The organism is Catenovulum agarivorans DS-2 (assembly GCF_000568405.1).
GTDB lineage: Bacteria > Pseudomonadota > Gammaproteobacteria > Enterobacterales > Alteromonadaceae > Catenovulum > Catenovulum agarivorans_A.
The window spans coordinates 1-26,888 of the sequence record NZ_ARZY01000015.1 but is presented as its reverse complement, the minus strand read 5'-3'; the positions used below and the strand labels follow the sequence as shown (position 1 = coordinate 26,888).

17 protein-coding genes are annotated in these 26,888 nt (G+C 40.4%); 10 read left to right on the top strand and 7 right to left on the bottom strand.

From position 1 onward, the window contains the following. Positions 1-73 precede the first annotated feature (73 nt). Positions 74-3,334: a glycoside hydrolase family 2 TIM barrel-domain containing protein gene (locus tag DS2_RS09265; RefSeq protein WP_035014466.1), complete on the top strand. Its 3,261-nt coding sequence runs from the start codon at positions 74-76 to the stop codon at positions 3,332-3,334. A gap of 57 nt (positions 3,335-3,391) precedes the next feature. Here the strand turns inward: DS2_RS09265 and nhaD are convergent, their stop codons facing one another. Further along, positions 3,392-4,735 (bottom strand): sodium:proton antiporter NhaD, encoded by a 1,344-nt coding sequence (gene nhaD / locus DS2_RS09260; protein ID WP_035014465.1) that lies wholly within the window; start codon positions 4,733-4,735, stop codon positions 3,392-3,394. Positions 4,736-4,911: 176 nt separating this feature from the next. Here nhaD and DS2_RS19840 point away from each other — a divergent pair, with 176 nt between their 5' ends. The 4 genes from DS2_RS19840 (at position 4,912) to DS2_RS09240 (ending at position 11,157) form a co-directional block, all read left to right on the top strand. Then, positions 4,912-8,682, top strand: coding sequence for a hybrid sensor histidine kinase/response regulator (locus DS2_RS19840; RefSeq protein WP_051479764.1), 3,771 nt, complete (start codon positions 4,912-4,914; stop codon positions 8,680-8,682). Then, positions 8,660-9,574 carry a diguanylate cyclase gene (locus tag DS2_RS09250; RefSeq protein ID WP_035014464.1) on the top strand — a complete coding sequence of 305 codons (915 nt, stop codon included), beginning with the start codon at positions 8,660-8,662 and terminating at the stop codon, positions 9,572-9,574. Before DS2_RS19840 ends, DS2_RS09250 begins: the two co-directional genes overlap by 23 nt. Continuing rightward, positions 9,575-9,763, top strand: coding sequence for a BLUF domain-containing protein (locus DS2_RS09245; protein WP_035014463.1), 189 nt, complete (start codon positions 9,575-9,577; stop codon positions 9,761-9,763). It begins immediately after the preceding gene. A 224-nt stretch (positions 9,764-9,987) separates the two neighbouring features. Further along, positions 9,988-11,157 (top strand): tyrosine-type recombinase/integrase, encoded by a 1,170-nt coding sequence (locus DS2_RS09240; RefSeq protein WP_035014462.1) that lies wholly within the window; start codon positions 9,988-9,990, stop codon positions 11,155-11,157. Between the two features lie 272 nt (positions 11,158-11,429). Here DS2_RS09240 and DS2_RS09235 read toward each other — a convergent pair whose 3' ends face one another. Further along, the gene (locus DS2_RS09235; protein ID WP_035014461.1) at positions 11,430-11,894 is read right to left on the bottom strand and encodes a hypothetical protein; all 465 of its coding nucleotides are present in this window, start codon (positions 11,892-11,894) and stop codon (positions 11,430-11,432) included. Between the two features lie 205 nt (positions 11,895-12,099). Between DS2_RS09235 and DS2_RS20560 the strand changes: the two genes are divergently transcribed. From DS2_RS20560 to DS2_RS09225, 3 genes are all read left to right on the top strand, one after another. Then, entirely contained in the window at positions 12,100-12,252 is a 153-nt protein-coding gene (locus tag DS2_RS20560) for a hypothetical protein (RefSeq protein WP_160168554.1), read from the top strand. A gap of 171 nt (positions 12,253-12,423) precedes the next feature. Next, on the top strand, positions 12,424-16,938 hold the full coding sequence (locus tag DS2_RS09230) for an ATP-binding protein (RefSeq protein ID WP_035014460.1): 4,515 nt from the start codon (positions 12,424-12,426) through the stop codon (positions 16,936-16,938). Between the two features lie 221 nt (positions 16,939-17,159). After that, positions 17,160-17,516 carry a hypothetical protein gene (locus tag DS2_RS09225; protein ID WP_051479763.1) on the top strand — a complete coding sequence of 119 codons (357 nt, stop codon included), beginning with the start codon at positions 17,160-17,162 and terminating at the stop codon, positions 17,514-17,516. Here the strand turns inward: DS2_RS09225 and DS2_RS09220 are convergent. Then, entirely contained in the window at positions 17,509-18,522 is a 1,014-nt protein-coding gene (locus DS2_RS09220; protein WP_035014458.1) for a helix-turn-helix transcriptional regulator, read from the bottom strand. The two genes, DS2_RS09225 and DS2_RS09220, sit on opposite strands and share 8 nt — an antisense overlap. 138 nt (positions 18,523-18,660) lie before the next feature. Here DS2_RS09220 and DS2_RS09215 point away from each other — a divergent pair, with 138 nt between their 5' ends. Together DS2_RS09215 and DS2_RS19835 are read left to right on the top strand one after the other, a co-directional pair. Then, the gene (locus DS2_RS09215; protein WP_035014457.1) at positions 18,661-19,647 is read left to right on the top strand and encodes a cell division protein FtsZ; all 987 of its coding nucleotides are present in this window, start codon (positions 18,661-18,663) and stop codon (positions 19,645-19,647) included. A gap of 42 nt (positions 19,648-19,689) precedes the next feature. Beyond that, positions 19,690-20,646: a hypothetical protein gene (locus tag DS2_RS19835; RefSeq protein ID WP_051479762.1), complete on the top strand. Its 957-nt coding sequence runs from the start codon at positions 19,690-19,692 to the stop codon at positions 20,644-20,646. 23 nt (positions 20,647-20,669) lie between these two features. On the opposite strand, the gene DS2_RS09205 is transcribed toward DS2_RS19835, so the two are convergent. The 4 genes from DS2_RS09205 to DS2_RS09190 form a co-directional block, all read right to left on the bottom strand. After that, complete coding sequence (locus tag DS2_RS09205) at positions 20,670-21,821, bottom strand: hypothetical protein (protein WP_035014456.1); 1,152 nt, start codon at positions 21,819-21,821, stop codon at positions 20,670-20,672. Continuing rightward, positions 21,818-23,389 carry a hypothetical protein gene (locus tag DS2_RS09200; protein WP_035014455.1) on the bottom strand — a complete coding sequence of 524 codons (1,572 nt, stop codon included), beginning with the start codon at positions 23,387-23,389 and terminating at the stop codon, positions 21,818-21,820. The genes DS2_RS09205 and DS2_RS09200 overlap by 4 nt, the downstream gene beginning before the upstream one ends. A gap of 99 nt (positions 23,390-23,488) precedes the next feature. Further along, positions 23,489-24,094 carry a hypothetical protein gene (locus DS2_RS09195; RefSeq protein WP_035014454.1) on the bottom strand — a complete coding sequence of 202 codons (606 nt, stop codon included), beginning with the start codon at positions 24,092-24,094 and terminating at the stop codon, positions 23,489-23,491. 107 nt (positions 24,095-24,201) lie between these two features. Continuing rightward, positions 24,202-26,888 (bottom strand): DEAD/DEAH box helicase (locus tag DS2_RS09190; protein WP_035014453.1); only part of this gene is annotated, 2,687 nt, incomplete at its 5' end.

Below are 26,888 nucleotides of genomic sequence, written 5' to 3'. Positions count from 1 at the left end.
TGGTATCCCTTAACATTCTGTATACAATATACAATCAAATACCAACAACAATATTCTTGGGTAAATTAGGATTATGAAATATTTTGTCGCTCTGGCTATACTGTCGCTGCACCTCAGTAGCTGCGTACATACAACACAAATAAAAACAAACCGCTCGGATAACTTTTCATCCAAAGACTGGGAGTCAACAGAGGTGATTTCGCGCAATAAGTTACCAACCAGAGCTGCGCCTTATTCTTACCCAAGCACAGAGGCTGCATTAACATTAAATCGAAACAATAGCGACTTTGTAAACTTAAACGGCGCTTGGCAGTTTAGCTTTCAATATGATGACGACAATATCGATACTCGATTTGCCGAAATTGGCTTTAACGCCAGTGAATGGGACACAATTCAAGTGCCATCCAATGTAGAGCTACTCGGCTACGACATCCCATTTTATACCAACACGCAACAACCTTTTTATAGCAATGGTGGCACCTCTCCCCTACCCGATACAACACCCCAGATCAGCCGTGCAAACCCAGTGAGCAAATACATACGCCACTTCGAATTACCTCAAGGCTGGGACAAAAAACAAGTCATCTTACATTTCGGAGGAGTTACCTCTGCATTTTACCTATGGGTAAATGGACATAAAGTCGGCTATAGCCAAGGCAGCAGACTACCAGCAGAATTTGACGTCAGTGACTATGTTCATTCAGGTCGCAACAAAATCGCCTTACAAGTGATGCGCTGGAGTGATGGCAGTTATCTTGAGGGTCAAGACATGTGGAAACTTAGCGGCATTCATCGTGAAGTTTTATTGTTGGCTCAGCCGAAAATAGCCATTGAAGATTTTTTTGCGCGACCAAAACTGTCCAACAACTACCAAACGGGCGAACTGCAAATTAGACCTTTCTTGACCTACTCAGACAATAAACAGTTAAAGGGTTGGACACTCGAAGCTCAATTGTACCACAACCAACAAACCGACATAGTTACTGCACAAACCATTGCCGCCGACAGTATAATGCAGCAATACCCACAACGTGAAAATATCCAGTTTGATTTACTCAATCTAAAAGTGGCTCAGCCAAAGCTGTGGAGTGCCGAAACGCCCAATTTGTATACTTTAGTACTGACACTAAAAAATGACCAAGGCGAAGTTGTTGAAGCGAAAAGTACACGGGTCGGTTTTAGAGAAGTAAAAATTGATCAAAATACAGGCGAATTGCTCGTTAATGGCCAGAGCATTAAAATCATTGGGGCAAACCGTCATGACCACCATGCAGTAAGGGGCAAAGCTCTAACGCGTGCTGATATGGAAAACGACGTGCGACTAATGAAATTAAATAATTTCAATGCGGTACGAACAGCCCACTACCCGAACGACCCGCATTTTCTTGATTTATGTGATGAGTACGGTTTGTACGTCATGGATGAAGCAAACGTCGAGAGCCACCTATTTGGTGGGCAATTTTCCAATGATCCCATGTGGGTACCAGCCATTATGGACAGAATAATGCGCATGGTCGAGCGCGATAAAAACCACCCATCGATAATCTCATGGTCGCTTGGCAATGAATCGGGTATGGGGCCTGCACATGCAGCTGCCGCTGGCTGGATAAAAGATTATGACCCAAGCCGATTTGTTCATTACGAAGGTGCTCAAGGTCAACCTGAACACCCCGACTTTGTGCAACCACCTCGAGGTTGGTATTGGGTACCAGAAACACTGGACAAACTCGCTCGCCACACCCCAATGGCAAACCCCACAGATCCGGTATATGTAGATGTAATTAGCCGCATGTATCCAAGTGTCGACTACCTCAAAGGATTGGCAGACAGTCCTTACATCAAGCGCCCAATATTGATGTGTGAATATGAGCACGCAATGGGCAATTCACTGGGTAATCTCGACGAGTTTTGGCAACTAATTTGGCAACGAAAAAATTTAATTGGTGGCTATATTTGGGACTGGATGGACCAAGGTTTAGAACACACACATAACGGTGAAAAATATCTTGCCTATGGTGGCGATTTTGGTGATACCCCAAATTCAAAAGCCTTTAATCAAAACGGTATTGTCGACTCATATGGCAATCCATCCCCCGAGTTGCACCATGCCAAGTATATTTTTCAACCAGTTTGGTTTAAAGCTGTCGACCTAGATAAAGGCTTAATCAATATTAGCAATCGTCAATTTCATAGCAACTTAGACAAGTTGCAAATTAGTTGGCAATTAATGGCTGACAATCAAGTAATCCAACAAGGTGATTTAACTAAGCTAACATTATCACCACAAACAAATATCGACGTTCAATTGCCACTAACGCAACCAAGTTTACAACCAGGAACTCGATATTGGCTGCGAATGAGTGCCAAACTCGCCGAGTCGTCGATATGGGCAGACCAAGGATATGAAGTTGCCAAAGAAAAATTTGAACTCACTAGCTGGTATCGTCCACTAGCAAACACAACAAATTCCGTGGGAGAGCTAACTATCAAACAATCTGATGATACAATCCAAGTGTATAATCAGCACCTGCAAGTTAAATTCTCACGTCAATTAGGCGCCTTAACCCATTACGCCTATAAAGGGGAAACGTTAGTTCAATCACCGCTGCGCGCTAACTTTTGGCGAGCCCAAACCGATAATGACAAGGGAGCTTGGCAATCAGCGAAAAAGCTCGCATTCTGGAAGACTGCCGCAGAAAAACTAACTGTAGACTCGATAACTGCCGAACAAACACCTGCAGGTGTCGCGGTTCACATCGCCCAAAGTATTGATGATAAAGTCAATTTCTCGCACCGTTATTTGATTTCAGTCAATGGTAATATCCAAGTGTCGGTTCAGTTTGTGGCCGCGCCGAACTTGCCCCCACTCAAACGTATAGGGATGCAAATGGGTGTCTCACCGGCTTTATCAAATGTAGAATATTATGGTCGAGGCCCACACGAAAACTATATCGACAGAAACTCCAGCGCTGAAATTGCCATTTACCAAGCCAAAGCTGAACAAATGAACTACTTGTACATAGTGCCACAAGAAAATGGCAATCGTACTGATGTAGACTGGTGGAAGTTAACTAGCGCTTCAGGACAGGGGCTAAAAGTAGATGGTGTACAACCGCTGAGCATGTCTATTTGGCCTTGGTCACAACAAAATCTAGATCAAGCAAATCACAGCTATGATTTGCGCCCTCAAGGTTTTTATACCTTGAACATTGACTTAATCCAGTCGGGTGTGGGTGGTACGGACTCATGGACGGCACTTGGCGCACCACTCAAACAATATCAAGTACAGCCAGGTGAATATAGCTATGAGTTTGTTTTAAGCCCATTGCATTAGGGCCTATTGCAAATTAACTAGAGTGCAGACAGGTAAATCTGCACTCTAGTCATTAAATTAACCATTAACTAAAAAATGCACCCAAATACTTGCCGCATATCCAAGTGCAATCACGGGCGCCCACTTTAAATGAGCAAAAAATGTGTAATAACCTCGCGCCTGTCCCATTAGGGCAACACCAGCAGCCGATCCGATAGATAACAAACTACCACCCACCCCAGCGGTCAAGGTGACCAACAACCATTGCACATGAGACATCTCAGGGTTCATCGACAATACCGCAAACATCACAGGAATATTATCGACTAATGCAGACAGCACCCCGACCAAAATATTCGCTTGAGTAGCCCCAAGCTCACCATACATAAAACTTGAAACACTGGCTAAATACCCAATAAAACCGAGTCCACCAACTGATAATATTACCCCATAGAAGAAAAATAGAGTGTCCCATTCTGCTCCGGCGATTTTTTTAAATACATCAAATTGATAAGGGTTTGAGTCACCTGCTGGCGGGCTATCTTTATGGGTATTCCACTTTTTAGATTTAAGCCCTAGGCTATAACCATACAATTTTAAATACGACATCCCCAACATCATGCCAAAAACTGGCGGCAAGTGCAGAAAGCTATGAAAGCTGACAGCTGTCACAATGGTGAGCAAAAACAAACCCACGATAGTCAAACCACCGGGTTTCATCGCATCAAGATCCAAACTTTTAGATTTTGGTTTGCCGCTTGGCAATGCAAACTGCATTAAGATGGCTGGCACAACAAAATTAACGACTGAAGGAATAAACAGGTCAAAAAATTCGGTAAATTCAACAATGCCTTTTTGCCACACCATCAAAGTAGTGATATCACCAAAGGGGCTAAACGCGCCCCCTGCATTGGCTGCAACCACAATATTAATACATGACAAGCTAACAAAACTGGCTGTATCTTTACCTACAGCTAACACCACCGCACACATGATCAAAGCAGTAGTTAAGTTATCAGCAATTGGTGAAATAAAAAATGCCAATATGCCAGTCAACCAGAATAGCTTTTTATAACTAAAGCCAGCAGCAACTAGTTTATTGCGCAATGCATCAAACACCCCACGCTCTAACATGGCATTAATATAAGTCATTGCCACCAGTAAAAAGAAAAACAACTCGGTATATTCAAGAAAGTTGTGTCGAATTGCATGTTCAACTTGGTGCGAATATCCCATATTGCCGTAAACAATCGCTATCAGCGCCCAAATAATACCTGCTGACAACAGCACAGGTTTAGACTTCCTCAAATGTAGTTTTTCTTCCAAAACGACAAAAATGTAAGCAAAAACAAAAACAAATAACGCCGCATAACCCACCCAGTGATTGGTTAAATTGGGCAGAGCGTGTTCAATTGACTCCATACATATCCCCTGCTGTTATATAAAATGTCTAATCTATACTTTCTATTGCAACTTGTGTTTGATCTAACGCATAGCGGGCTGAATATTCGCGATTCCTATTAGCTTGACTATACTCAAAAATACACAATAACAAGGCTATCACCTTACAGCCAAAGGCTTCGACAACAGGAGTACAAATGATTACCTTAAACATACTGGATGTTTGGTATATTGTGCTTACTGGCACGTTAATGTGCTCGCTATTCTTATGGTTTAAGTACAGCTTTAATTGCAACCTAATTACCAGCCCAGCTATCGGCTTAATACTGTCAGCCAATTATTGGTTGCAGCTACTGCGCAATGATCCTCACTACCATTTGGCGCAAATAAACCTAGTATGGTATAGCATGCTTTTGCTAAATTTTGTGCTGTTAGCTTGTGCATTGCACCGCTCTTTATCCAGCCGAAAATGGGATATCACCAGAGATTTATTGAGCTGCGCCCTGTTTATTCAAGGCATTGGGTTATCCACAATATATTTAGCCCATCAGTATCAATGCACAGACCTTGAACTAAACTGTGCCGATATTATGCTGGGTATAGTAACCGTCGTATACGCACTGTCAGTCTATTTGCTTAACAATGTAAAAAATAGCAAAAATAGGTTCAGCTTTCACCACTCTATTTTGGCCGCGCTGACTTGTTTTAGTATCAGTGTAGCGCTAAGTGTATTACTAGAGTTTAAACAAACAAAACACCACCAAGACAAATTGGCGTCAACAAATTCGCATCTATCCAGTTTATTTAACGAACGATGGAACAGTACTAGAAACGCACTTACTCGCCTTCAGCAACGTATCGCCTCAAAGCCGACGCAAGCCAGTGATGACTTTAATAAAGAAGATGCCACAAACTACGTTCAACAAAACAGGACGATTAGCTCAATCACTTTGTTAAATAAAGACACAGTGCTGTGGCATGCATCGCAGCAAAACAAGCTAACGGCAAACAAGATAGTTGATATCTATTTATCCACAAAAACGCAGCAAACAGCTCCTCCTACGCCAGTATATATTCATAGTGGTAACAGCCAATTGCTCAAGCAACACCAATTGATATTAGTGATGACAGTTTCACAAGACATGCAGCTAATTACCATGATTGATCAACTTGAGCTTTGGGCGCCTTTGCTCACTTATGCCAGCAGTGAAGGATATCTACTCAATCTAAGACTGGCTAATGCACAGCCATTTGTTAGCCACTTTGAAAAACAGCCAACCTTTTGGCATAAGCTATATGCTAACCCGCCATATTGGCAAGGACAAATAACCGCGGCAACACCAGATAAAATAGGCAAACTGTACCTGACTAGCTACTATGTGCCGGCAATTGGCTTGATATTTAGTTTATTTATCGGCCTGACATATTATTTATATTTGGTCACTCGAACTCAGGCTCGAACTCTACAACAGCAAGTCAAAGAACGAGAAAAGCTTAATGCCAAGCTCGCGGCAGAAAAAAATCGAACCCAGATATCCGCCGACGTTTCAGATTTAGGCGTATGGGAATGGGATATTGCGACAGGCGAATTGGTGTGGGATGAAAAAATGCATCAAATATATGAAACCCCACCCGAAATACAAGTTAAACCACAATATAGTTTTTGGCAGCAAAGTGTTCATCCAGATGATATTGAAAATGCAGAAGGCTCACTGAGCTCAGCAGTCGAAGACAAAAAAGAATGGAAATATGAATTTAGGGTAATCACGCCAAACAAAAAGCTCAAAACCATTAAAGCGAATGCTCGACCAGTGCTCGATGCGTACAACCAAGTAGTAAAAGTGATAGGCGGCAATATCGACATCACACGCGAACGCCTGTTGGAAAGCAAACTGATCGATGCCAAAGAAAAAGCAGAACAAGCCAATCAAGCGAAAACCACCTTTTTGGCCAATATGAGCCATGAAATTCGTACACCAATGAATGGTGTGATTGGCATTGCTGAATTACTTGCTACAACTGAATTGGATGCAAGGCAACAAGATTATCTGCAAATGATCACCAATTCAGCCCAAGCTTTACTCAGCTTGCTGAATAATATTTTAGACATTTCCAAAATTGAGTCTGGCCAATTAGAAATAGAAAAAGTCCCGTTTTTTCTTGCCGAACGCATAGGTGATGCGGTTAAAAGTTTTGCGCCACTGGCACACAAAAAAGGCATCAGCTTAGATTATTACATAGCCCCCGACATTCCTGATTGTGTCGCGAGCGACCCGGTAAGGCTAAGCCAAATTGTTTACAACTTAGTCGGCAATGCAATCAAGTTTACCGAAAAAGGTGGCGTGTCAATTGAACTAACGCTCGACCATACTCAAGCCCAACAAACAGAAGATATTTTTCATTTACGCATAACCGTCAGCGATACCGGCTGTGGCATTTCCAACAAAGCGCAAAGCCAAATTTTCGAACCGTTTAAACAAGCGGATAGCTCTACCACACGCAAATATGGTGGATCTGGTTTGGGGCTGACTATCGTTTATCAACTAGTAAAATTGCTTGGCGGTCAGATAGAAGTATTGAGCGAAAAAAACCTTGGCAGTGTTTTTATCGCCAGTATCCCGGTTCAAGTGTCAAATGAGTGCACCCAAATTGAAGAGGCCCCTTGGTTAAACGCCAAAAAAGCCTTAGAACAAGTCAAATGTCTTGCGGTGGATGATAACGAAATCAATCGCCGCTGGCTGCGTGATATGACCACAGCCTGGGGATGCCAAGTTGATATTGCACATTCTGCCAATCAAGCCCAAAAAATGCTGGAAGCGGCCAACCGTGACGCACGCCCATACACAATCATGTTATTAGACAACCTAATGCCAGGCATGACGGGAATCGACTTAGTCAAATCACTAAAACAACAGCGCCTCGCCACGCCTGAAGTCATCATAATGTTATCGTCTAGTGATGTAGAATGTAGTCCGCATCAACTTTCATCACTAGGTATTCACCATGTGCTAAGCAAACCGGTAAAACAATCTGAAGTGTTTAATAGCATACTGTCAGTATTAGACAAAGCTTACACAAGTAACTCGCCAAAAACGAAACAACAAAACAACAACAAACAACAATTAACCGTGTTAGTTGCTGAAGACAACTTAGTTAACCAAAAACTTCTATTAGACTTGCTCGAAAACCACAAACATAAAGTAACCATTGTAAATAATGGGTTGGAGGCTTTGTATCAAGCTAAATCAGGCGCATTTGATGCGATTTTAATGGATGTGCAAATGCCAACAATGGACGGATTGCAAGCAACGCAAAAAATACGCGAATACGAACAACAGAGCAAGAATATCAATAATTGGATAATTGGTTTGACCGCAAATGCACTCGCGGGCGATAAAGAAAGATGCATCCAAGCAGGCATGGACTTATACGTTACTAAGCCGATAAATGGCGCCAAACTACTCCAGATATTAGAAAACGGTTATCACTCTGAGCGCTTACAGCCAACTAACACGCCTACCACCACAATCACTGCTGCTAACAGCGAAACAAAAACACCGCGTGATAATTCAACACACTATTACAGATTAATTGAAAAGACCCAGTTGTTTGATATTGAACGTTCTATGCAAGCAACTGGCGGTGATGGTCAACTTTTAAAAGAAGTCATTGAGCTGGTATTAAATCAAACACCGCTAGTGATAGAGGCCTTAGAAAACGCCTGCGCTGAATGTAACTCACAGAATTTTAGTGCTGAACTACACAAATCCAAAGGCATGTTGGCTAACTTAGCTCACGGATTGGTCACTGAAGTTATTGAACATGCAGAATACAGCAAAGAAATACACCGTAAGGAACATATGATTGAACAGCTAGATCTAATTAAATATTTGATTGACAAACTTGTCGGCGAGTTAAGAGATTTCATTCAGTCGAGTAAAGAGCATGACCAACCAAAGCAAAGTTAAAGTACTAATTGCAGACGATGATCCTATTACCCGAATGCTGCTCACTCGCAACCTCTCAAGTTGGGGTTATCTGGTATTTTCAGCTCAAGATGGTGAACAAGCATGGAAAATCGTCAAAAGTGAACCTGAACTTAGATTATTTATTATTGATTGGAGCATGCCTAAATTAAATGGCTTAGAGTTTTGCCAGTGCTTAAAAAACGAACAAGACTTTTTCCACTATATAATTATGTTAACGGGTAAAAAAGGTACGGAAAACATAGTTGAAGCTATGTCAAATGGCGTCGATGATTTTGTGACTAAACCCTTTGTGGCAGACGAGCTAAGAGTCAGATTGAAAGTCGGAGAACGCATTATCGAACAAGAAAAGCGCTTGGAATTTTATGCAAATAAAGACTCATTAACTGGTGCTTGGAATCGAAGAATGATCCTGAACCACCTCAAAGAAGAATGGGAACGCGCAACGAGAGACAAAAGCCTACTGGGCGTTGTGTTGTTTGATCTCGATTTTTTCAAAAATATCAATGACAGCTACGGCCATCAGATTGGCGATGATGCACTAAAAGTCTTTTGCTCAATTATTCAAGGTAACATTCGCCCTTACGACAAACTCGGCCGATACGGTGGCGAAGAGTTTCTGTTAATACTACCAAATTCAGACGATGTAAAAGCCTTTCAAATCGCCGAACGATGCCGCAAACAAATCGAAAAGCTCAAAATGCCAATATCAGGACATAATCCAATTACGATTACAGCCAGTGCAGGTGTCGCTGTATGTGACGCAGGCAAGCCCTCAATACATGAACTGTTTAAACAATGTGATGTAGCCCTGTACCAAGCAAAACAGCAAGGGCGCAATCAAATCGTTTTAGCTAAACCAACAGGTGATTAAATGGTCAATTTAGTTAGACTTATCTACCATAGTAAAGCAACTACTCAATTATCAGCTGCAGAGCTAGCTCAGTTGCAACAACAAGCCATTCAATTTAATAAAGACAATGATATTACAGGCGTACTTGTTTACGATGAAAAAAACCATAGTCGAAGCCAAATACGGTGGTTTTTACCCGCAAATGTTTAAAGCTGCAGAAGCAATGCAATATTTTTGTCAGGTTAGGGAATATACGGCAGAAAATATAACTAAGTAGTGGTGCCTAGGGACTGCACAAGGGGCATATCCAGAGAAGTCCACCACAATCAAACAATACAAATAAAAACAACAACTTAAGAAAACGCTTGTCCGACAAAATCCAGTAACATACAATGTATTCTTGCTCCAATTGGGGGGTAAATTGGGGGGTAGATATGCGAGCAATTCATAGGTTAAGTGCAAAGGCTGTAGAAAATAATCCAAAAGGCCAATATGAAGATGGTGGCGGATTAAGACTGATAAAAAATAGCAAAAATTCAGGCCGATGGCTATTTCGATTTACAGTACATAAACGCCGCAGAGAAATGGGCCTTGGTAGCTTTCCGTCAGTTTCACTGAAACAGGCTAGAGAACTTGCATCAAAATACCGAGAACAAATTGCAGAACAAATAGATCCAATTAAACAACGTGAAAAAGATCAAAGAGCAGCAGAAAAAAACATGGTCTTATTCAAAGATGTTGCGTTAGATGCATTTGAAAGCAAAAAAGCTGAATTACGGGGTGATGGTAAAAATGGCCGGTGGTTTAGCCCATTAGCTATCCATGTTATTCCAAAGCTAGGATCTGTGCCTATTTCTGAAATTGATCAAATTGACATTAGAAACACTTTGTCACCCATTTGGGCAACAAAAAGTGAAACTGCTAGACAAACCCTAAATAGATTAAACATCGTATTTCGCCACGCCGCTGCGCTAGGGTTAGAAGTAGACTTGCAAGCCGTAGACAAAGCAAAAGCGCTTTTAGGTAAACAATCAACCAAAGTAATGCATATTCCAAGCATGCCTTGGCAAGAAGTGCCTCAGTTTTACGGCTCACTAGACGAAAGTGTTATTTCACAACTCGCATTAAAATTACTGATACTTACAGGGCTAAGATCGACCCCAGTTAGATTTTTAAGGTATGAATATATCGACTTTAAAGACAAGATATTAACTGTGCCCGCTGAACTAATGAAAGGTCGAGAGGGTTCTTCTGATGAGTTTAAAGTACCACTGACAGCAGAAGCAATTAGGTTGATAACTTTAGCAAAGAAATTTGAAAAAAATGGATATTTGTTCGCTAATTCAAAAGATGGTGTGATCTCTGATGCAACTATGGCGACTTTTATGAAAAGGGCTGGATTGGAATATAGGCCTCACGGCTTTAGATCGAGCTTGAGGGATTGGATTGCAGAAACAACAAATACTCCGCATGAAATTGCCGAAATGATGCTTGCTCATAAAACAGATTCAAAAGTAGTACGAGCATACAGGCGAACGGATTACATAGACCAGCGGCGGGAATTACTGAACTCTTGGGGCGAGTTCTTGTTGTCGGCTGAGTAATTTAAGGTGGGGGGATCATTCCCGAAATATTAATCTAAATGATAAACACTATGATTAAATAAGTGATGAACAGGTTAACCCCAGCAAACTAAGCCTTCGTATTCGATCGGTTTCGCGCCGAATAGTTGGAATACCAGTGCCCGCGCCAAGTTCAATAATCACTAAATTATTAGACTCAACTCATCTTAACCAAGAGCGGAATGCTAACTTTTGAGCTTGTATAATGGAATAATCAATCCCATCATCAGCAAACAACAAAACATTTGGCTGCATTACACCACGGCATTTGGGACACTTGAATTTCCAATAACACTATTACGCTGCTTTATTTGATAATCGCGCCAACCAAAAGCCTGCTTCTGCCGCTGCTGTAATAAATTTAGGTTATAGTCGGAAGTTAATTCGGCTTCTAAATTATCAAGATAATCAAGTACAGTGGCGATAGCAGAATTAGATCGCCATGCATCAGACGATACAATTGCTCTATATTTATCAGGGCAGATAGCCAATTGTTTCAGTGGTTTGGCAGTCCCCCAATAACCCAATTCATTGACAGTATCCCAGTGTGTTTCAAAAAATACTTCAGGTTTAACACTGCCTTCGTATTTGCTAATCAAAAAAGCCTGATGGTAATCACTCCAAATCCCGATATTGCTTTTCCTCGCGTCAAGATGGTAAATAGCAAAATCGACCAATTGTTCTAATTTAATGTAACGCGTTGAAACTGGTTTATTCATGTATCTATCCTTTACGGTTTAACCTTTATACTGGTGCACTGGACACTGCAATAGGTGCAATTTAGAACCCTTGATTAACCGGACAAGAAATAAAGGCGCAAAACAAACGCAGAAATCCAAAGAGACCAAATTACTTTGATTGGATACTAGTAGGAATTTATTGAGTGTTTAAAAAATGAATTAGAGCGCCTTTACGGCGTTGAATATGGTTGGACAGCAGACAGCTGTGCTGAATAAATATGCACGACGATATGCACGATTTTTAAAAATTTTATTGTTAACCCATGCGCAAGCATTAATCAAAAAATCAGCTAAAACAACTCACCAAGATTGCACCGGGCGATTTAGCCAAAGTTAATAGACAAGCCACAGTGTTAAACCAACCACTAAATTCTGGATTTATTTATGAGCAGTTAAAAATTGAAGAATCGCTTAAAAATGGAGGCGCACGACGCATTAGCTTTTAGATTATTGAGTTTCAAAAAATTCAAATTAAGTGCACAATCAAAATTAACAACAAGGAGTTAACATGACATCAATCGATAATATTATAGCGGAACACATTAAAGAATCAGCCCAAAAACATTATTCAGATTTAGAACGCGACATTAATATTGAGCAATCCATTACCAATGACTATCGAGGTCGAGCGATTTTTGAATTTTTTCAAAACGCGATAGACAGAGCTGAATCAAATATTTGGATAGTGTTAGATGAAAATAAGCGCAGCTTAATGATTGCAAATGACGGACAAGGATTTTCAATTTTCCCAAAAAGCTTTGATAAAAAATCAGATTTTCATGCGCTATTAACCACCCACTCCAGCAGTAAAAAAGTTGGTGAGTCTATCGGTAACAAAGGCGTTGGTTTTAAATCTTGCTGGGAATACACCCAAAGTGTTGACATAGCCAGTATTAAAGATGGTATAAAGTGGGGATTTAACATTCGCCGAGATCTAACCTCAAACGAACTATCACAACAATTTCACAATGAGCCAAACATTACAAGTTGGTTGAACAATGAAGGTATTCAGCAAAAACTCGCTAATGGCCAAAATAATGGTCACTGTGTACCTTCGTTTTATTTCCCAAAACAACTAACGAATATTAACGAGCTATTTTCACCAGTATGTTTTGACAATAAAACACCACAAACCATCATTCGTTTTAACGATATACCAAAAAATAAATTAAAAGATTTAGCCGAAAAAATTAAAGCATTTGCCCAACACCAACTTATTTTTATCAATCAACTAGCTAGCGCGCGGAATAAAAATGTTGTTCTAACACTAAAAATCACTCCGAATCAAAACTCATCTGATGAAAGTGAGCAACCTGCTGAATTTTTAAAAACACTGTCAACTCAAGATAAAATTGGCCAATGGCGAACATTTGAGAAAAATTTCACACCCGAAGAGTTAAAAGAATTAAGCGAACAAGCCAAAGCACTCAACTACCCTATTTCGCAACCAACCCTATCAATTGCTTTGCCATTAGAAGCTGAGTTAGCTAAATCGAACGAATTTCACCCGCAATTTTATTGCTACCTACCAACTGAAGTTCGTTGTGCGCACAGTGTTATTATTCATGCTGATTTTTTATTAGATGTGTCGCGCAAACAAATTGATTTTAACAATAACCCATACAACCAATTATTACTGAATCACGCAGCACAATTATTTATAGCAGCCTTACAAGATAACAGCATTATTAACCTGCCACATTTTGCTTTGTTTTTGCAGCTAGATAATAAAAGCCCTTTCAGTGACGAATTAGAAAAACAGTTGTTTAACTTGCAAGATACCCGCTTGCTCAAATCAATTTTAAAACAAGCCTACTCACAAACAAATTTAACAACAGGCGATAATATTAACTCAGCGGAAAACGGGGAAATACCACAACGATGTGAACACGCATTACAAGCACTAAAAATATGGCTTGATAGAATTGAAACAAAGTTACGAGCTAAACATAAACGCCTACCCAGCGTCAAAGAATTAGAAGATAAGCAAAAACTTGCTTGCGAAACGTTTTGTGACGATGAAATAAAAATAATCCCCACTTATAGCGGTGTAGTGCCATTGTCCAGCCGCATTAACCACGACAATAACATTAACCAAGCAATATTTTTAAAAGGCAACCAAACAAACGACGCACAGCAAGCCATAGTTGCGCCAGCTGCATTCCAAAATATCAGGCATGTTACCATCACCGACTATAACGAACTTGAATTTTTAAAAGCACTTAACTACATAAAACCTTTTTCAACCATTGAGATTATCAGGCAATTAACCAGCGCTTATCCACAACACAATAGTGAAAATTTCAATATAGAGGCAATTTATACTGACACTCTGAAGCTGAGCATGCAGTTGTTACACGAGCAAATTGAAAAATCACAAAGCATGAATTTAGATGCATTTAATAAAAATGCAAAAGACAGAAACAACTCATTACTTGCACAAGTCAGCAAAATTAAATTTCCATGTGAAGGTGGAAAATGGCGTCCAGCACGCTACTGTTATACAGGACAGACAGTTGGCAAATCTATTTTGCATGAAGATTTTGCCATTTTAGATTTAGCTAAATGTACTCAAATAATTGATAAATTTAAAACCAAACAAACACAAATCTATAATTTGTTTGGCATATGGCAGGTATTACCCATTTGTCGTGAATCAGATACCCAGCCAATAAAACTAGGGTTTAATATTTCAACGCAAAATGACATAACAACCCATCAGCCAAACTATAAAAACCTTATCGCGATGAGTTTGCCTGTTTGGCAACAATTGTCGTCAAATATACTTGATGAATTAAAAACGCAATTAATTGAACAAGCATGGTATTTTGACGAGATAAATCAGCAATTTTGCACACCTAAACAAACGTTTTTATTTAACGACCAGCATAAACGCCCAGCAATAGGACAAGCCAGTAAAAACCATGACTATCATGATCTTCACCGCGTATTTGAAATTGCTGAAATAGAAAACACAATAAATGCAGATAAACTGATTAATGCACTAGCAGCCCTAAGCAAAGAAAATAGCATAACAACAGAACATAAAACCTTATACAAACAGCTGGTGTATCGCTTGGCTCGTCTAGATGATTCAAGTGCTATCAAAGATCAACTGCAAAACCTGCCAGTATTAGTGTCTGATGGCAAAAAAGATGATTACCGCTGCAGCGGCCAACAAGTTTATTTTGTTGACCGAGAGCAGAAAAAACATAAAGCCCATCTACCTGCCGACAGCGTTTATTTAATTGCTGATGACAACCTTTCCAGTAAGTTTGCCAAAGACTATTTAAACTGCACCTTATTTAACCCGAGTTACCAAATAATCTATGCTCCAGAAAACAGCAAACAAGTGGATACTGAATTTAAGCAGTATTTACAATCACAGTTGTTAGCTGAAATGTTATTGCTAGCAGAAGCAACACTCGGCAGTAAATTAGAAAAAACAGATGTATTGCAACGCTGGAATCAGCTCGTTATTTATAAAGCCGATGACGTTCAATTAAAGATCAATGAAAGCAAAGAACATGAAGGTAGTAATAAAGACGTTTTGTATAAACCTTTAGCTTTGGATGAGCGCAGCAACTCAAAAGATGAAAACAGTCGATTTCGAGTCGGAGAAATAGCTCATGACCTAGAAGATGCAATAAACAGCCCAGATATCGACAAATTTGGTGAAGTGTTTGCCGATGCAATATTTCGAACTCGCGTTCTAGGGGCAAGTTTGCAAACTTTATTACTAAAACATCATTTAACCAAAACTAAAACAATCGAAAATGCACAAACAGATTACTTAACTAGCTTGGGCATTGACGAATCAGATATAACCGAAACACAAGCTTTTATTGAGCAGCATACACTGTCAGTCAGCGAGCTAACACAGTTTAAGGAATTAATTGATAGCCAGTTGAAGCCAGCAGAACTCACAAATGCACAGCCAATGGACTATCTAACACTTAAGTTTTATCAAACGCATGCTAGTGATAAAACATTTAGCCAGTTAAATGAATTCGTACAAAGTGATTCAAACTGTAGTGAAAAAATCAAAAATCTCTTCGCGGCATTAAAACCAACTAACCATCACCTACTGAACATTGAACGTATTAAAGATAAGATAATTTGCTGGTTATATCTAAATCAGGCCGAAGGCAATAAAAACCCAGAGCAACTGGAACAAATATATCGTTCAAAACTGAGCAAACTTAGCGATGACGCACAACCACCAGAATTCGATAAGTTTGTTCTAACCGAACAAGATATTTATCAACTTTTTACCGCAGATACAGTAAATAAATTAGCGTTTGAAGATGCAAAAAAACAATTTGCTGACGCTCAATTAGCAATGCAACTAGAAATGACCAGCGACTTGATAAAGGTGCAGGATAATAGTGCAACAGCTAAATCTAATCCAATTTTGTCTAAATCTAACACGACACATGCGAGAAAAGTATCATCAGAACAAAGGCTGACAACAGCAAAAGAGCAGCAGCAACGAGGAATAAAAGCCGAGCAACAAGTAATATATAACGCCTTAAAATTACTAGAGAAGGAATTACCTGATTGGTCAGAAACTTTGACCGAGACTATCGAACGTGAATTCTTAGCTTCAGAGATATTCAAAGAGTTAGACTTATCCAATTTTAAAGACCAGCTTAAACAACTTCAAAACTCTACCGGTAAATCAAAATGGCTAGAGATACTGCAAGTATCCACATCTATTGGTGATGGTTTAGGCTTTGATGTGATATTACCTGAATATAGTGAAGGCCAAATGCAATTGTGTTTAGTAGAAGTTAAATCATCGCAATCTATCAATGACCAAACTATTTATTTATCGCCTAACGAAATTAGTAAAATTCGTGATTACCTAAAAAATGAAAACTGGCGACTCTACCACTTGATTGGCAATCAAAATATCGATAGAACCTCAAGCATTCGCAAAGCTGTAAACGAAGTCTATGAAGGACTTAGCCAACATCAAACTTCGCTAATCCCCGACTCGTGGAAAATCACCTTTGCATAACCAAACACAAACTTAGCGACATGATTTGTCGCTAAGAATGTATAAGCTGTAGGCATGTAAATTTCGACGCAAGCACTAACCTAAATACACAGGAGAACACATGCCACAGCTAATCAGACCGATTACCAAAATATTTAAAGCTAACGAATGTCTCAAGAATGAAGATTAATCGTAGCGATTAGATCGTCTGGCATTTGAAAATCATGGGGAGAAACGTCTTTATGAAAATTGGTATTTTTTGGTTATACAAGCAACAAATCATCGGCCGCGCCATCGACATAAACCAAGGTATTGAAGGCTATAAAAATATCATCGACAGCCCTGATACCCACATAGATTTATGGGAGCATAGCGGCTATTTGCGCGAGCAATATCCTGAAATTATTCACTATGAATATCAGCAATTACCGCGTGGCAGAGTGCTGTACCATCAAAAAAATCAGTTTCCAATTGTGTATATGGACAAACAACTGCATAACGAACCAACACAGCGGCTAATTCGAGACTTTTTTGCATTGGGCGAGCGGCCTGTTTCGTGGAATAGGGATGAGCATTATTCCACCTTTCAAGCTAGTTAGGCTTTTTATTAACACCATACAACTCAAGCGCTTGCGATAATCGCTGGCGCATATGCTCCCTAAAATGCTCAGGCTCCACCACTTCCACACACTCAGCTAAACTCAATAACCAACTTTCAAAATCGTAGTTTGGCACTAACTCTACAGAATAAAAGGTATAGTTCTCGCCACTTTCTAACCACTTCATTGTGTCGTTAATTGGGCTTTCTGCGACTATATTGCGGGCAAAATCATAAAATTTAAGCTTAATTTCAACAGTTTTGTCGGTATACGCCAACCCAGTTCTACCTTGCTGAACATAGCGGTTCAATTCAAAGTTTTGAGGATAATCAAAAGTATCACTGGTACTGTCCGCCGCCACTATGCGGTGCATTGATAATAAATAATACGCTTGTTCATTGCCTTGAAACTGCACAACTAAATAATGAATATGCGAGCGGATCACTAAGCCCACAGGATAAACCGTACGCCACTGACTAACATCACTCGTTTCAGACTTGGATTTATATTGAATTTTCAGCGCTGTTTCATTAAACAAGGCTTGGTAGCAAGTTGTTTGTATTTCATCTTCAATTTCTGGGGGCAGCAGCGGCTGGCCTCGTTGCTCTATAAAAACTTTTTTATGCCATTTTCGATACGGCGAGCTAGGCGGTAGTTTATCAATAACCAACTCAGCACTGTCTAACAACACTTGACTAAAGTTTGATACTGGCAAAATGGCTCGGCTATGTTGGTATAAAAGTTTAATCATCAGTGCATCAAAAGCCGATAAACTGGCACTAAACAATGCACTTTCTAGGCAGAGTTGCCATTGCTGGTTACGTTGTTTGGTCGCGTCAACTGGCTCTATGTAATTTAGTTCAGCTAACTTATTGACAGCACGTTCAACTGAACGTTGGCTGACATCTTCCGATGCATCGCTACAATATTGATAAATTTCTTTTTTCGTTTTCGGCCTAGTGCTTTGGCGCAAACAATCCAGCACTTTTAATTGAAGGTCATCCATTTCTTATCCGCCCTATAATTCTATTACCGCCTGTTATACCGTGTTTTTTTAACAATGCCTAGCGCAATGCGACACACTCTGGCGCAGCCAAATGCATACTGAAATCAACAAAATAATAAACAAATTTAAGAGGTTGATATGAATGATGCATTTGTCGCGGTAATTGGTGTAGGCGGCTGTGGCTGCAACAATGTGCGTTTGATTGCCCAAGCGGGTTTTGCAAGTCAAGCAAGCTTATTTGCGTTAAATACTGACATTGTAAGCCACCAGCAAGATGGCATTGAATATATTCAAATTGGCGAGCAAACCACACGAGGCTTAGGTGCTGGCGCCTTACCACAAGTTGGCGAAGCTGCGGCTTTAGAGTCGTCTAAACAACTAGAAGCATTGGTATCAGGTTACGATTTTATTGTATTAACCGCAGGCCTTGGCGGCGGTACTGGCAGCGGCGCATTACCAGTTATTGCAAAACTGATTGAACAAGCCAACATATTAACTTGCTGTATTGTCACCCTACCCTTTGAGTTTGAGGGCAAAAAACGTATGCAGCAGGCACAAGCCGCACTGCAAAAAATAACCGGCTTGTGTAATGCCATTCAAGTTATTCAGAATAACTTGTTACGCAGCATATTTGGTGGCAAAACCACTTTGCTTGAATGTTTTAAACAATCGAACCAAGCTAACTTAACCTGTTTATCTGGTGTGGTCGATATTTTAACTAAAGTCAGTTTAATTAACCTAGATATGAACGATGTTAAAGCAGTACTGACAGAGCCAAGCTTTGTGCACATCAATCAACTGAGTATTAATCACCAAGCTATAGACAGTATTAGCCATACGCAGCTTATCAACCCATTAGCATTACATGCTTACATAAGGCGCAGCCATGCTGCACTGGTACAAATTAATGCAGGTAGCAACTTTAACTTGCTGGATTTACAAACCATTGGCGATATGATTCAACAACATATTGCAGAAAATGCATTGTTAATTATAGGGCTACACCAAACCGACGAGGCCAAAGAAGATATTGAGGTGTTTTTTATACTCAGTGGCGCGCTAGAAAACGAACCTAAGTTTGATTTAAACGTATCCACTTTGGTTAACGACGCATTTTGCCGTTAACTCGTATTAAACTGCTATTCAAGCTACTTGAAGATACCTGTTATGAAAGTTGAACTGTTAGAGCGCGTGATGACCATGTTGCAGTTTTTGCCAAGGTCACCACAAAAAATTACCACGCAAGATTTATACGCCAAATTAATAGCAGAAGGCGAAACAACCAGTGTGCGCTCTATTCAACGCGACTTACAGCATTTATACAATGCAGGTAACTTTGGTATAGAGCTAGACCAACGCAGTAAACCTTACGGCTGGAGCTACAACAAAACTTGGCGCGCCAATGCACTTAACAGCATGTCGGCACGCACAGCCATTCAATTTTTGTTGATAAAGCAGGTATTGGAGCCCCAACTAGCCGACCACCTGCTTGAGCCACTGAGTAATTATTTTACGGCCGCCGAAAGTGTACTAAAAGAGCTATCAGGCCAACAAGCACTGAATAAAATGACGGGTGCCGATAAAAACGAAGCCAAACTCATATTAGCCTTAGTAAAAAAACGCAAAATACGCTTAAGCCTAAACAGACGAATATTCGGCCAAATCAAGGTAAACAAAACCTATCCAAATGCAGAAATTTGGCGGGTAGATTATAACCACAACCCTGCAAAATATTTTGTTCGTTTAAGTGAATTGAGCTTAAAAGTTTCAGAGCTAAAACTTATGGACATTCTAGACGTAGAGCTAAAGTCTGAAACCGCACAACTTAACAGTGAAACCTTAACCACAATAAAGGTACAAGCAAAATGCTCCAATTTAACCGACCGCATAAGCGGCTATCTAACCACTAACAGATTCAATCACGACATTGATTCAACCAAAGATGAGACCTTGCTAAGTATAGAGTTTAATAAATTAGCGGATATATGGCGTTTTGTCGTATTTGCCGAGGGCGAAGTTGCTATAACCTCGCCCAACTGGGTGTGTAAAAAAATGTACGGTAAAATTGGACGGCTGATGAAAAGCATAAGCTCTCATCATTCTAACTCACAGAACACAGCTTAGCCAGTCAAGCTCCCATAGGTTCATTAATAGTAACTCATATAAGCCCAATAACCTATTATTGCGGCTAAAGTAGTCGCAATACCAGCTATTGAACTTGTCATTAATTTCCAGCGTTGCTGCCAATAAAGTTCACGCTTCTCGGATTCTGTTTTCAGAGTATCTAATAATGAATGTAATACGTCCAATTGCTGAGTATTCTGCTGTTCCTGTTTATTTAGTTTTTGTTGTAATTGGGCATTATCGTCTCGCAGCTCCTCGAGTCGGCTATTTTGTAGTTGAATCGCGTTCTCACTATCATTCTGGCATTGATTCAATACCGCGAGTATTTCGTCCCTATTGTCTCGCCAACCCAGATCATATTCTGCTAATTGTTGTTTTTGCTCTCCCATCGAAGTTAACAATGTCTCATCTATTCGCTCTTCTACCGTATTCATTGCTAACTGCAGCTGTTGCTCTGTTAAGCGAATTTGATCAGAAGCCTGCTTAACAGTTTGATCTATCAAATGTCGATAGTCTTCCAAACGCTGCTTTGCATCGTCAGCAAAAATATTCAGTTGCTGAATTTGGTGACTCTTCAACTCAGATTGTTCGATGAGAATATTTTGACGAATCCTTTCTATTTCCTGCATCCGTATTTCAAAATCATTAGCCAAATACTCTTTGGTTTCTTTAACTTCATTGGCAATTTTAATTAATTGCAGAGCACCATCCTGAGTTAACCCCTTTAATTCAAAATACTCGTTAACTAAATTTTCAAGCTTTACATTTTGCTGCTCTAAACTAAGCTGCTGCGTTTTTAAGTTCTCATCATTGTCAGCTAACTGCTCAGTTTGTTTTTTAATGATTTTTTGCTGACCTGACAAATCTACTTGCTGTTGGTGAAGTTGCTGAGATTGTGCAACAGAAATAACCATCAACTGGCCTAACTTTTTCGAAAAACTGGCCTGTAACTCTGCGGCATCAAGCTGTGCATTTTCAAGTTCACCGTTGTTCAACCAGCGACCAATCATGCTTCTATCTTCATGCTGAGATCTAGCTTTCTTTAAATCATCTAGTTTTTTGTAGTCATCCGAAAAACCTTGCAGAAGATTTTTCATATCAACTTTGTTTAAGATTTCTTGGGGAATTGAAACCTGAGACATTGATTGAACGACTTGTTTAAGCTCAGTACTCATCTATCGGTCTCCTTTGACTCAAAATAAGCTTGCATTAGCCGGTCTAACTCGTCTTGCTGACTGCGATGTTTTTCAATTTCTTGTTCCAAATTGCTAATTGCTATCGCACGACTCTCCAACATACGGCTACCACTATCAAGAGTTTGATGTGATTGCTCTGAAGCACGATGTAAATTGCGTTCAATCATTCCATATTCAGCGGCAATCTGACGATATTCTGTAGAGCATTGATACTGTGATTCAATCCAGTTCGCCATCTGATGAAAATTATTTTTGAGTTCGTCTAAATGAGCTTCTTTTGCTTGTAACAATTCAGTTCCGGTTGATGATAACCAATCAAAGAAGCGATCAATTCCGTAGATAACCAAAGCTGTAGTTATCCCTGTCAGTATTCCTGATACGGCAAGTGAGATAACATCGGCAATTGGCGTTAAGATCGGAATCGACATAATAAATCCCTTAATGGATTCTTCAAACATCATACCGAGCCCCATAGTTACAATACCTGCAAAAATTTTGGTAACCTGACGGCACACTTCGCTATAGGGTTGTTCTTTGGGTGGCTTAACTAGCAGAGTTAAAGCCTCCCACAAGCCTTTCATGCTTTCACGAATTATGGTAACCACCTTAGCAGAAGTTGTAACAACAGAGTTGATGATAAACGTAAGAAGATTACTAACAAACCCTTGAACACCTCCTTTTAAAGCCGACTCTAAAGCGTGTTTGAGCTTTGAAATTACTCGTTCTGCTACACGTTTAAAGGCTGATATTAAACGTTCAATTAAAGATTGATCATTAGGATGAGACATCAATTGTTTTAGCTCGACAAATGAGCCTTGAACAAATTCGTGCAGCAAAACACCTAAAGCTTGGCGTAACGCATTTTTACTCGCCTCTTTAGCTCCTGTTATCGCGAGCTCTTTACCATGGTATTGCATGCGCTCCATCGCGGTTGGCATGTGTTTTTCAACTGCTTCATTTGCTTTATCTATTATAGGTTGTGTGACCGAAGGATCGTATCCGTTCTCAGCAGACAAAGCGTCTTCAGCAGACAAGTCACTCTTTTTCCTGTTATTTTCCATTGTGGTGTAATGGAGGTTATCTTTCTCAGACGCGACTGCTTTTCTACCGTCTTTATCCATCATCCAACCACCACCTTTATGGATTTCCGCTACTGGTTTTGTATGATCCAACTCGGCATTCGTACCCAGCTTACCTGTAGAAGTGGTTCTTTGAGTAGATTCCGTTTTGCCAGTGTATTCATCTATGAAAACCTGACTATTCATCGTGCCATTTTGCACTGCCTCCTTCATTTTATCCCTTTTAGCTTGACTGTAGTCATAATCAACGCGGCTGTATTCTTCTGACTCTTTAGCAAAAATCCCCTGGTTTGCATTATGTTGGGTAGTTACGTTCCCACCGCGCTTATCATCAAACATTGCGGGGGTCAGTCCAAAAGGACCAATTATTTGTTGTATCACTTGCTCTTGGCAGCTATTTAATAATTCCTGTAATCTTTGTTCACGAAGCTCGCTTTTAGTCTGAGTCGCTTGCTTATTGCTATCCATTTATTGTCCTTGTGGTACTAAGAATTAACTGTATCTGTTGAATATAGTCAAAATTTAATCAGTTACTAACAAAATAGCTTCCTGATTAAACCTTTTGTATTAATCATGAAAGACATCACCCAACCACTGCTTTTCTATGATAAATATGTCGTCAGAACATAAATTATATGGTTTTAATTTACTAGGTTTCTGATTGCTGTCGACTCTCATTTCAGCTAAAGGAATAATTGATTTTTCGTATGATGAATCAACCATATGCAACCCTTTATCTGATACTTTCTTAACCACTGACCAGTGCCCACCATATTGAAGGTCATAGCCTATGATACACACAAGATTTTTGCCGTTGTCAGCTTGCTGAATTTCTTTCAATACTGACTTTCTTGTTCGGGCTGTGTCTTTATGCCAAAAAGGAATTGAAAATTTGAGCCTGTAAAGCTCTGCGGTTTTGTCATCAAATAAATCATACTGCCCATTGATATAATCAATCACTCGGCTTAAGGTATTTTTAATTGTTCCGCGCCTTGTTCCATTAAAAAAGCTATTAAAATCGCCATCTTGCATATAGCCACCAATAACTTGTGTAAATAGTTCCTGCTCATCAAATGCTGGTTCAAGTGTTTTAAGCGCATTTACAATTGCATAAAAACCACAAGCGCCATCTAAATCCCCTTGCTTAACAGGTTTTACTCGTTTGATACTCATTCGTTATTCCTTGTTAAAGTGAGCACTTGAGTGCTCACTTTTGCTATTAACATTTTCAAAGCGCCTTATGTCTTTTAGTCGCCGATTTTAGATTATTCAACCCTGCACTATTCTTTTTGATTAAACACGGTAGCAAAGTAAGCCAATGAATTAGCTTCTTTCACTGCATCATGCGGAATGAGTAAGTACTTCCAAGGTTTGCCACTGTGTTGGGCTAGATACTCACTGGCATGACTGCACCATTTCACTCCGCTACGGGCTTTTTCAGTGACTTCCTCATTCCAACTGCCATCTTGGTTTTGATGTTGGGTACTTTTGGTTTCAATCATCAAGACATAGTCGGCGGTTTCAGCAACGAAATCCGGCACGTATTCAGGATGCTCGCTACCGCGTTTGTAGTACATCTTGAATTGGCCTTTGGCGGGCTTAAACCATTTCTCGCAGTCACGCTCTAATATCACCGCAAAGCGGCGTTCAGTGTCTGAATCAAACTTTTGCAATGGGTATAAACAACGGCTAAAACCACCAAAGAGCATTTGTTTGATGCGACTGACATCGCGCACTGTATCACGGTAGTTTTGCACCGGCTGGTCTTGCGCTATGGTGTAAGCGCAGTCACGTAAGGTGCTAAAGCCACTGCGTACATCTACAACGTACTCAGTTGCTTCCTCAAAGAAGTGTTTGTTTAGTTGCGCATAAATTAACTCTGCAATTTTGTGACCTTGAGACTTCAATATGTTTTCAACTACTGAGTCTTCATTATTAGCATCTAGGAGCGCTTCAACAGCTTGGCTAGCCAGTTGGTAAAGTAATTCGGAGTGTTCGTCATAGGGAATACTATCGTATTCAAATAATCTTCTAAGAATATAGTTTTGCTTAAATGGTTCATCTTCAGCCAAATACCCATCTTCAAAAGTACGCACTTTGTTTTTGCTTTTGCCTAACATTTGCTGGATAAGTGCATTATCTAATGGCTTTAAGGTACTTACGGATTCAATGTCTAAATCAAACGGGTGATAGCCGGTACGCACTTCACCTGATGGTGAAACAACAATACGCGGAATATCTATGGTGTTATCCACCGTAAGCTGGGTGACTTGCTCAACAATCGCCGCAATATCCACCGACTCTTCGGTAAATAGCTCCCGTTGCTCTTGAGTTAACTGGGCTTTCACCTGCTCGGTGATCTGTGCTTTTACCTCAGTCGTTAACAGCGCTTTACTGGTTGGCGCATCGGTAGGGCGTGTTTGATATTGCTTGATCACGCCCAATGCAGCGCGGGCAACGGTTTGTTGGTTAGGCGTGATATAAGTGGCTTTAGATTCTTGTACCTCACGGTTACCGTCTGCACCGGTAGCGGTTACGCCTGAACCAGTCAGTTGCTGCTCTAGGTTCGATTTCACCTGCACACTTTGTTTGGTTACATCATCTTCTGGGCGATCTAATACGCGTGTTTTCAGGCGCAGAGGATTGTTCGGGTCATTAGCCTCATCAACAATTTCTTGGAATTTGTCGTGGGCGACAATACTTAGCGTATCGACGGCTTCAACACCCGTGCGTTTGCCATAAGGTAAACGTAAACCACGGCCAATTGACTGTTCAATTAGGGTTCTGGCGTTGGCGGCGCGAAGTGGCACGATAGTGTACAGGTTAGTCACGTCCCAACCTTCTTTTAGCATGTTAACGTGTATAACAATCTCGGTAGGTTCATCCACATGTTCAACATTTAGTAGTGCTTGAATAGTTTCTTCTTCTTTTTTGCTGCTATCAACCTGGATTACTTTACCGCGGTAGCGCCCTTTAAATACGCTTTCAAGCTTAGTTAAAAGTCCCGCGGCATGGGTGGTATCACGAGCAATCACCAACATAAAGGGCTTAACCAACTTGGCATCATTTTCATGTGCATAAGTGGTTAAATCCACTTTGGTTTGCTCATGCAAACGAATACCATCCATTAACTTAATGGTTTCCAGTTCGTCTTTATCGTACTGGCTGGCATCAAAGTTACGCTGAGTAACGACAGCAGGCTCTTTCACAAAACCATCATCCATGGCACAAGCCAGTGGATAATCAATCACCACATTTTTAAAGTGCACTGGGCCACGACTTGATTCGGTAAAGGGTGTTGCCGTTAGCTCAACCGCGAACGTCGGGTTTAAATCATTTAACGCCTTAATACCCGCGCTTGCACGATAGCGATGTGACTCATCCATTAACAGCACTAAGTCAGGTAAGTTCGATAAGTACTCAAAGTAACTCTCACCTAAAGTTTCGGCTAAGCGTTTAATACGCGGTGCCTTGCCGCCGCGCACTTCAGTATTAATTTTGGCAATGTTAAACACATTAATACGTACCGAACCAAATAGGTCGTTTTGTACCTGAGCGCCACGGCTTTCATAGTTGTCACCGGTGATCACTTCTGGTGGTGCCAGCACAAAATCGGTAATGCCTTTAAACACATACTTAGGTGAGGCTGGTGAAAAATCGCTGATCAATTTTTCATAAATAGTTAGGTTAGGTGCCAACACAAAATAGTTGCGAATGCCATGCACCTGATACAAATAGGTAATAAAAGCGCCCATCAAGCGGGTTTTACCTACACCCGTTGCCAAGGCAAAACACAGTGATGGAAAGTCGCGTTCAAAATCGCTGAGCTTAGGGAACTGGGCTTTTAGGGTTTCTAATAATTCTGGCACATCGCGTTGTGGGTTCAGCAATTTGTGTTCAGAAGCACTAATTGCCACCGCCAAAGCACGCAGCGAGTCTTGCTGCGGCTGGCGTAAACTTAAACGGC

Excerpts from the sequence above, each read along its gene's own strand:
- DS2_RS09230 (WP_035014460.1), top strand. The coding sequence starts at position 12,424 with ATGACATCAATCGATAATATTATAGCGGAACACATTAAAGAATCAGCC.
- DS2_RS09225 (WP_051479763.1), top strand. The coding sequence starts at position 17,160 with ATGAAAATTGGTATTTTTTGGTTATACAAGCAACAAATCATCGGCCGC.
- nhaD (WP_035014465.1), bottom strand. The coding sequence starts at position 4,735 with ATGGAGTCAATTGAACACGCTCTGCCCAATTTAACCAATCACTGGGTG.
- DS2_RS19840 (WP_051479764.1), top strand. The coding sequence starts at position 4,912 with ATGATTACCTTAAACATACTGGATGTTTGGTATATTGTGCTTACTGGC.
- DS2_RS19835 (WP_051479762.1), top strand. The coding sequence starts at position 19,690 with ATGAAAGTTGAACTGTTAGAGCGCGTGATGACCATGTTGCAGTTTTTG.
- DS2_RS09205 (WP_035014456.1), bottom strand. The coding sequence starts at position 21,821 with ATGAGTACTGAGCTTAAACAAGTCGTTCAATCAATGTCTCAGGTTTCA.
- DS2_RS20560 (WP_160168554.1), top strand. The coding sequence starts at position 12,100 with ATGGTTGGACAGCAGACAGCTGTGCTGAATAAATATGCACGACGATAT.
- DS2_RS09265 (WP_035014466.1), top strand. The coding sequence starts at position 74 with ATGAAATATTTTGTCGCTCTGGCTATACTGTCGCTGCACCTCAGTAGC.
- DS2_RS09245 (WP_035014463.1), top strand. The coding sequence starts at position 9,575 with ATGGTCAATTTAGTTAGACTTATCTACCATAGTAAAGCAACTACTCAA.
- DS2_RS09215 (WP_035014457.1), top strand. The coding sequence starts at position 18,661 with ATGAATGATGCATTTGTCGCGGTAATTGGTGTAGGCGGCTGTGGCTGC.
- DS2_RS09240 (WP_035014462.1), top strand. The coding sequence starts at position 9,988 with ATGCGAGCAATTCATAGGTTAAGTGCAAAGGCTGTAGAAAATAATCCA.
- DS2_RS09235 (WP_035014461.1), bottom strand. The coding sequence starts at position 11,894 with ATGAATAAACCAGTTTCAACGCGTTACATTAAATTAGAACAATTGGTC.
- DS2_RS09195 (WP_035014454.1), bottom strand. The coding sequence starts at position 24,094 with ATGAGTATCAAACGAGTAAAACCTGTTAAGCAAGGGGATTTAGATGGC.
- DS2_RS09200 (WP_035014455.1), bottom strand. The coding sequence starts at position 23,389 with ATGGATAGCAATAAGCAAGCGACTCAGACTAAAAGCGAGCTTCGTGAA.
- DS2_RS09250 (WP_035014464.1), top strand. The coding sequence starts at position 8,660 with ATGACCAACCAAAGCAAAGTTAAAGTACTAATTGCAGACGATGATCCT.
- DS2_RS09220 (WP_035014458.1), bottom strand. The coding sequence starts at position 18,522 with ATGGATGACCTTCAATTAAAAGTGCTGGATTGTTTGCGCCAAAGCACT.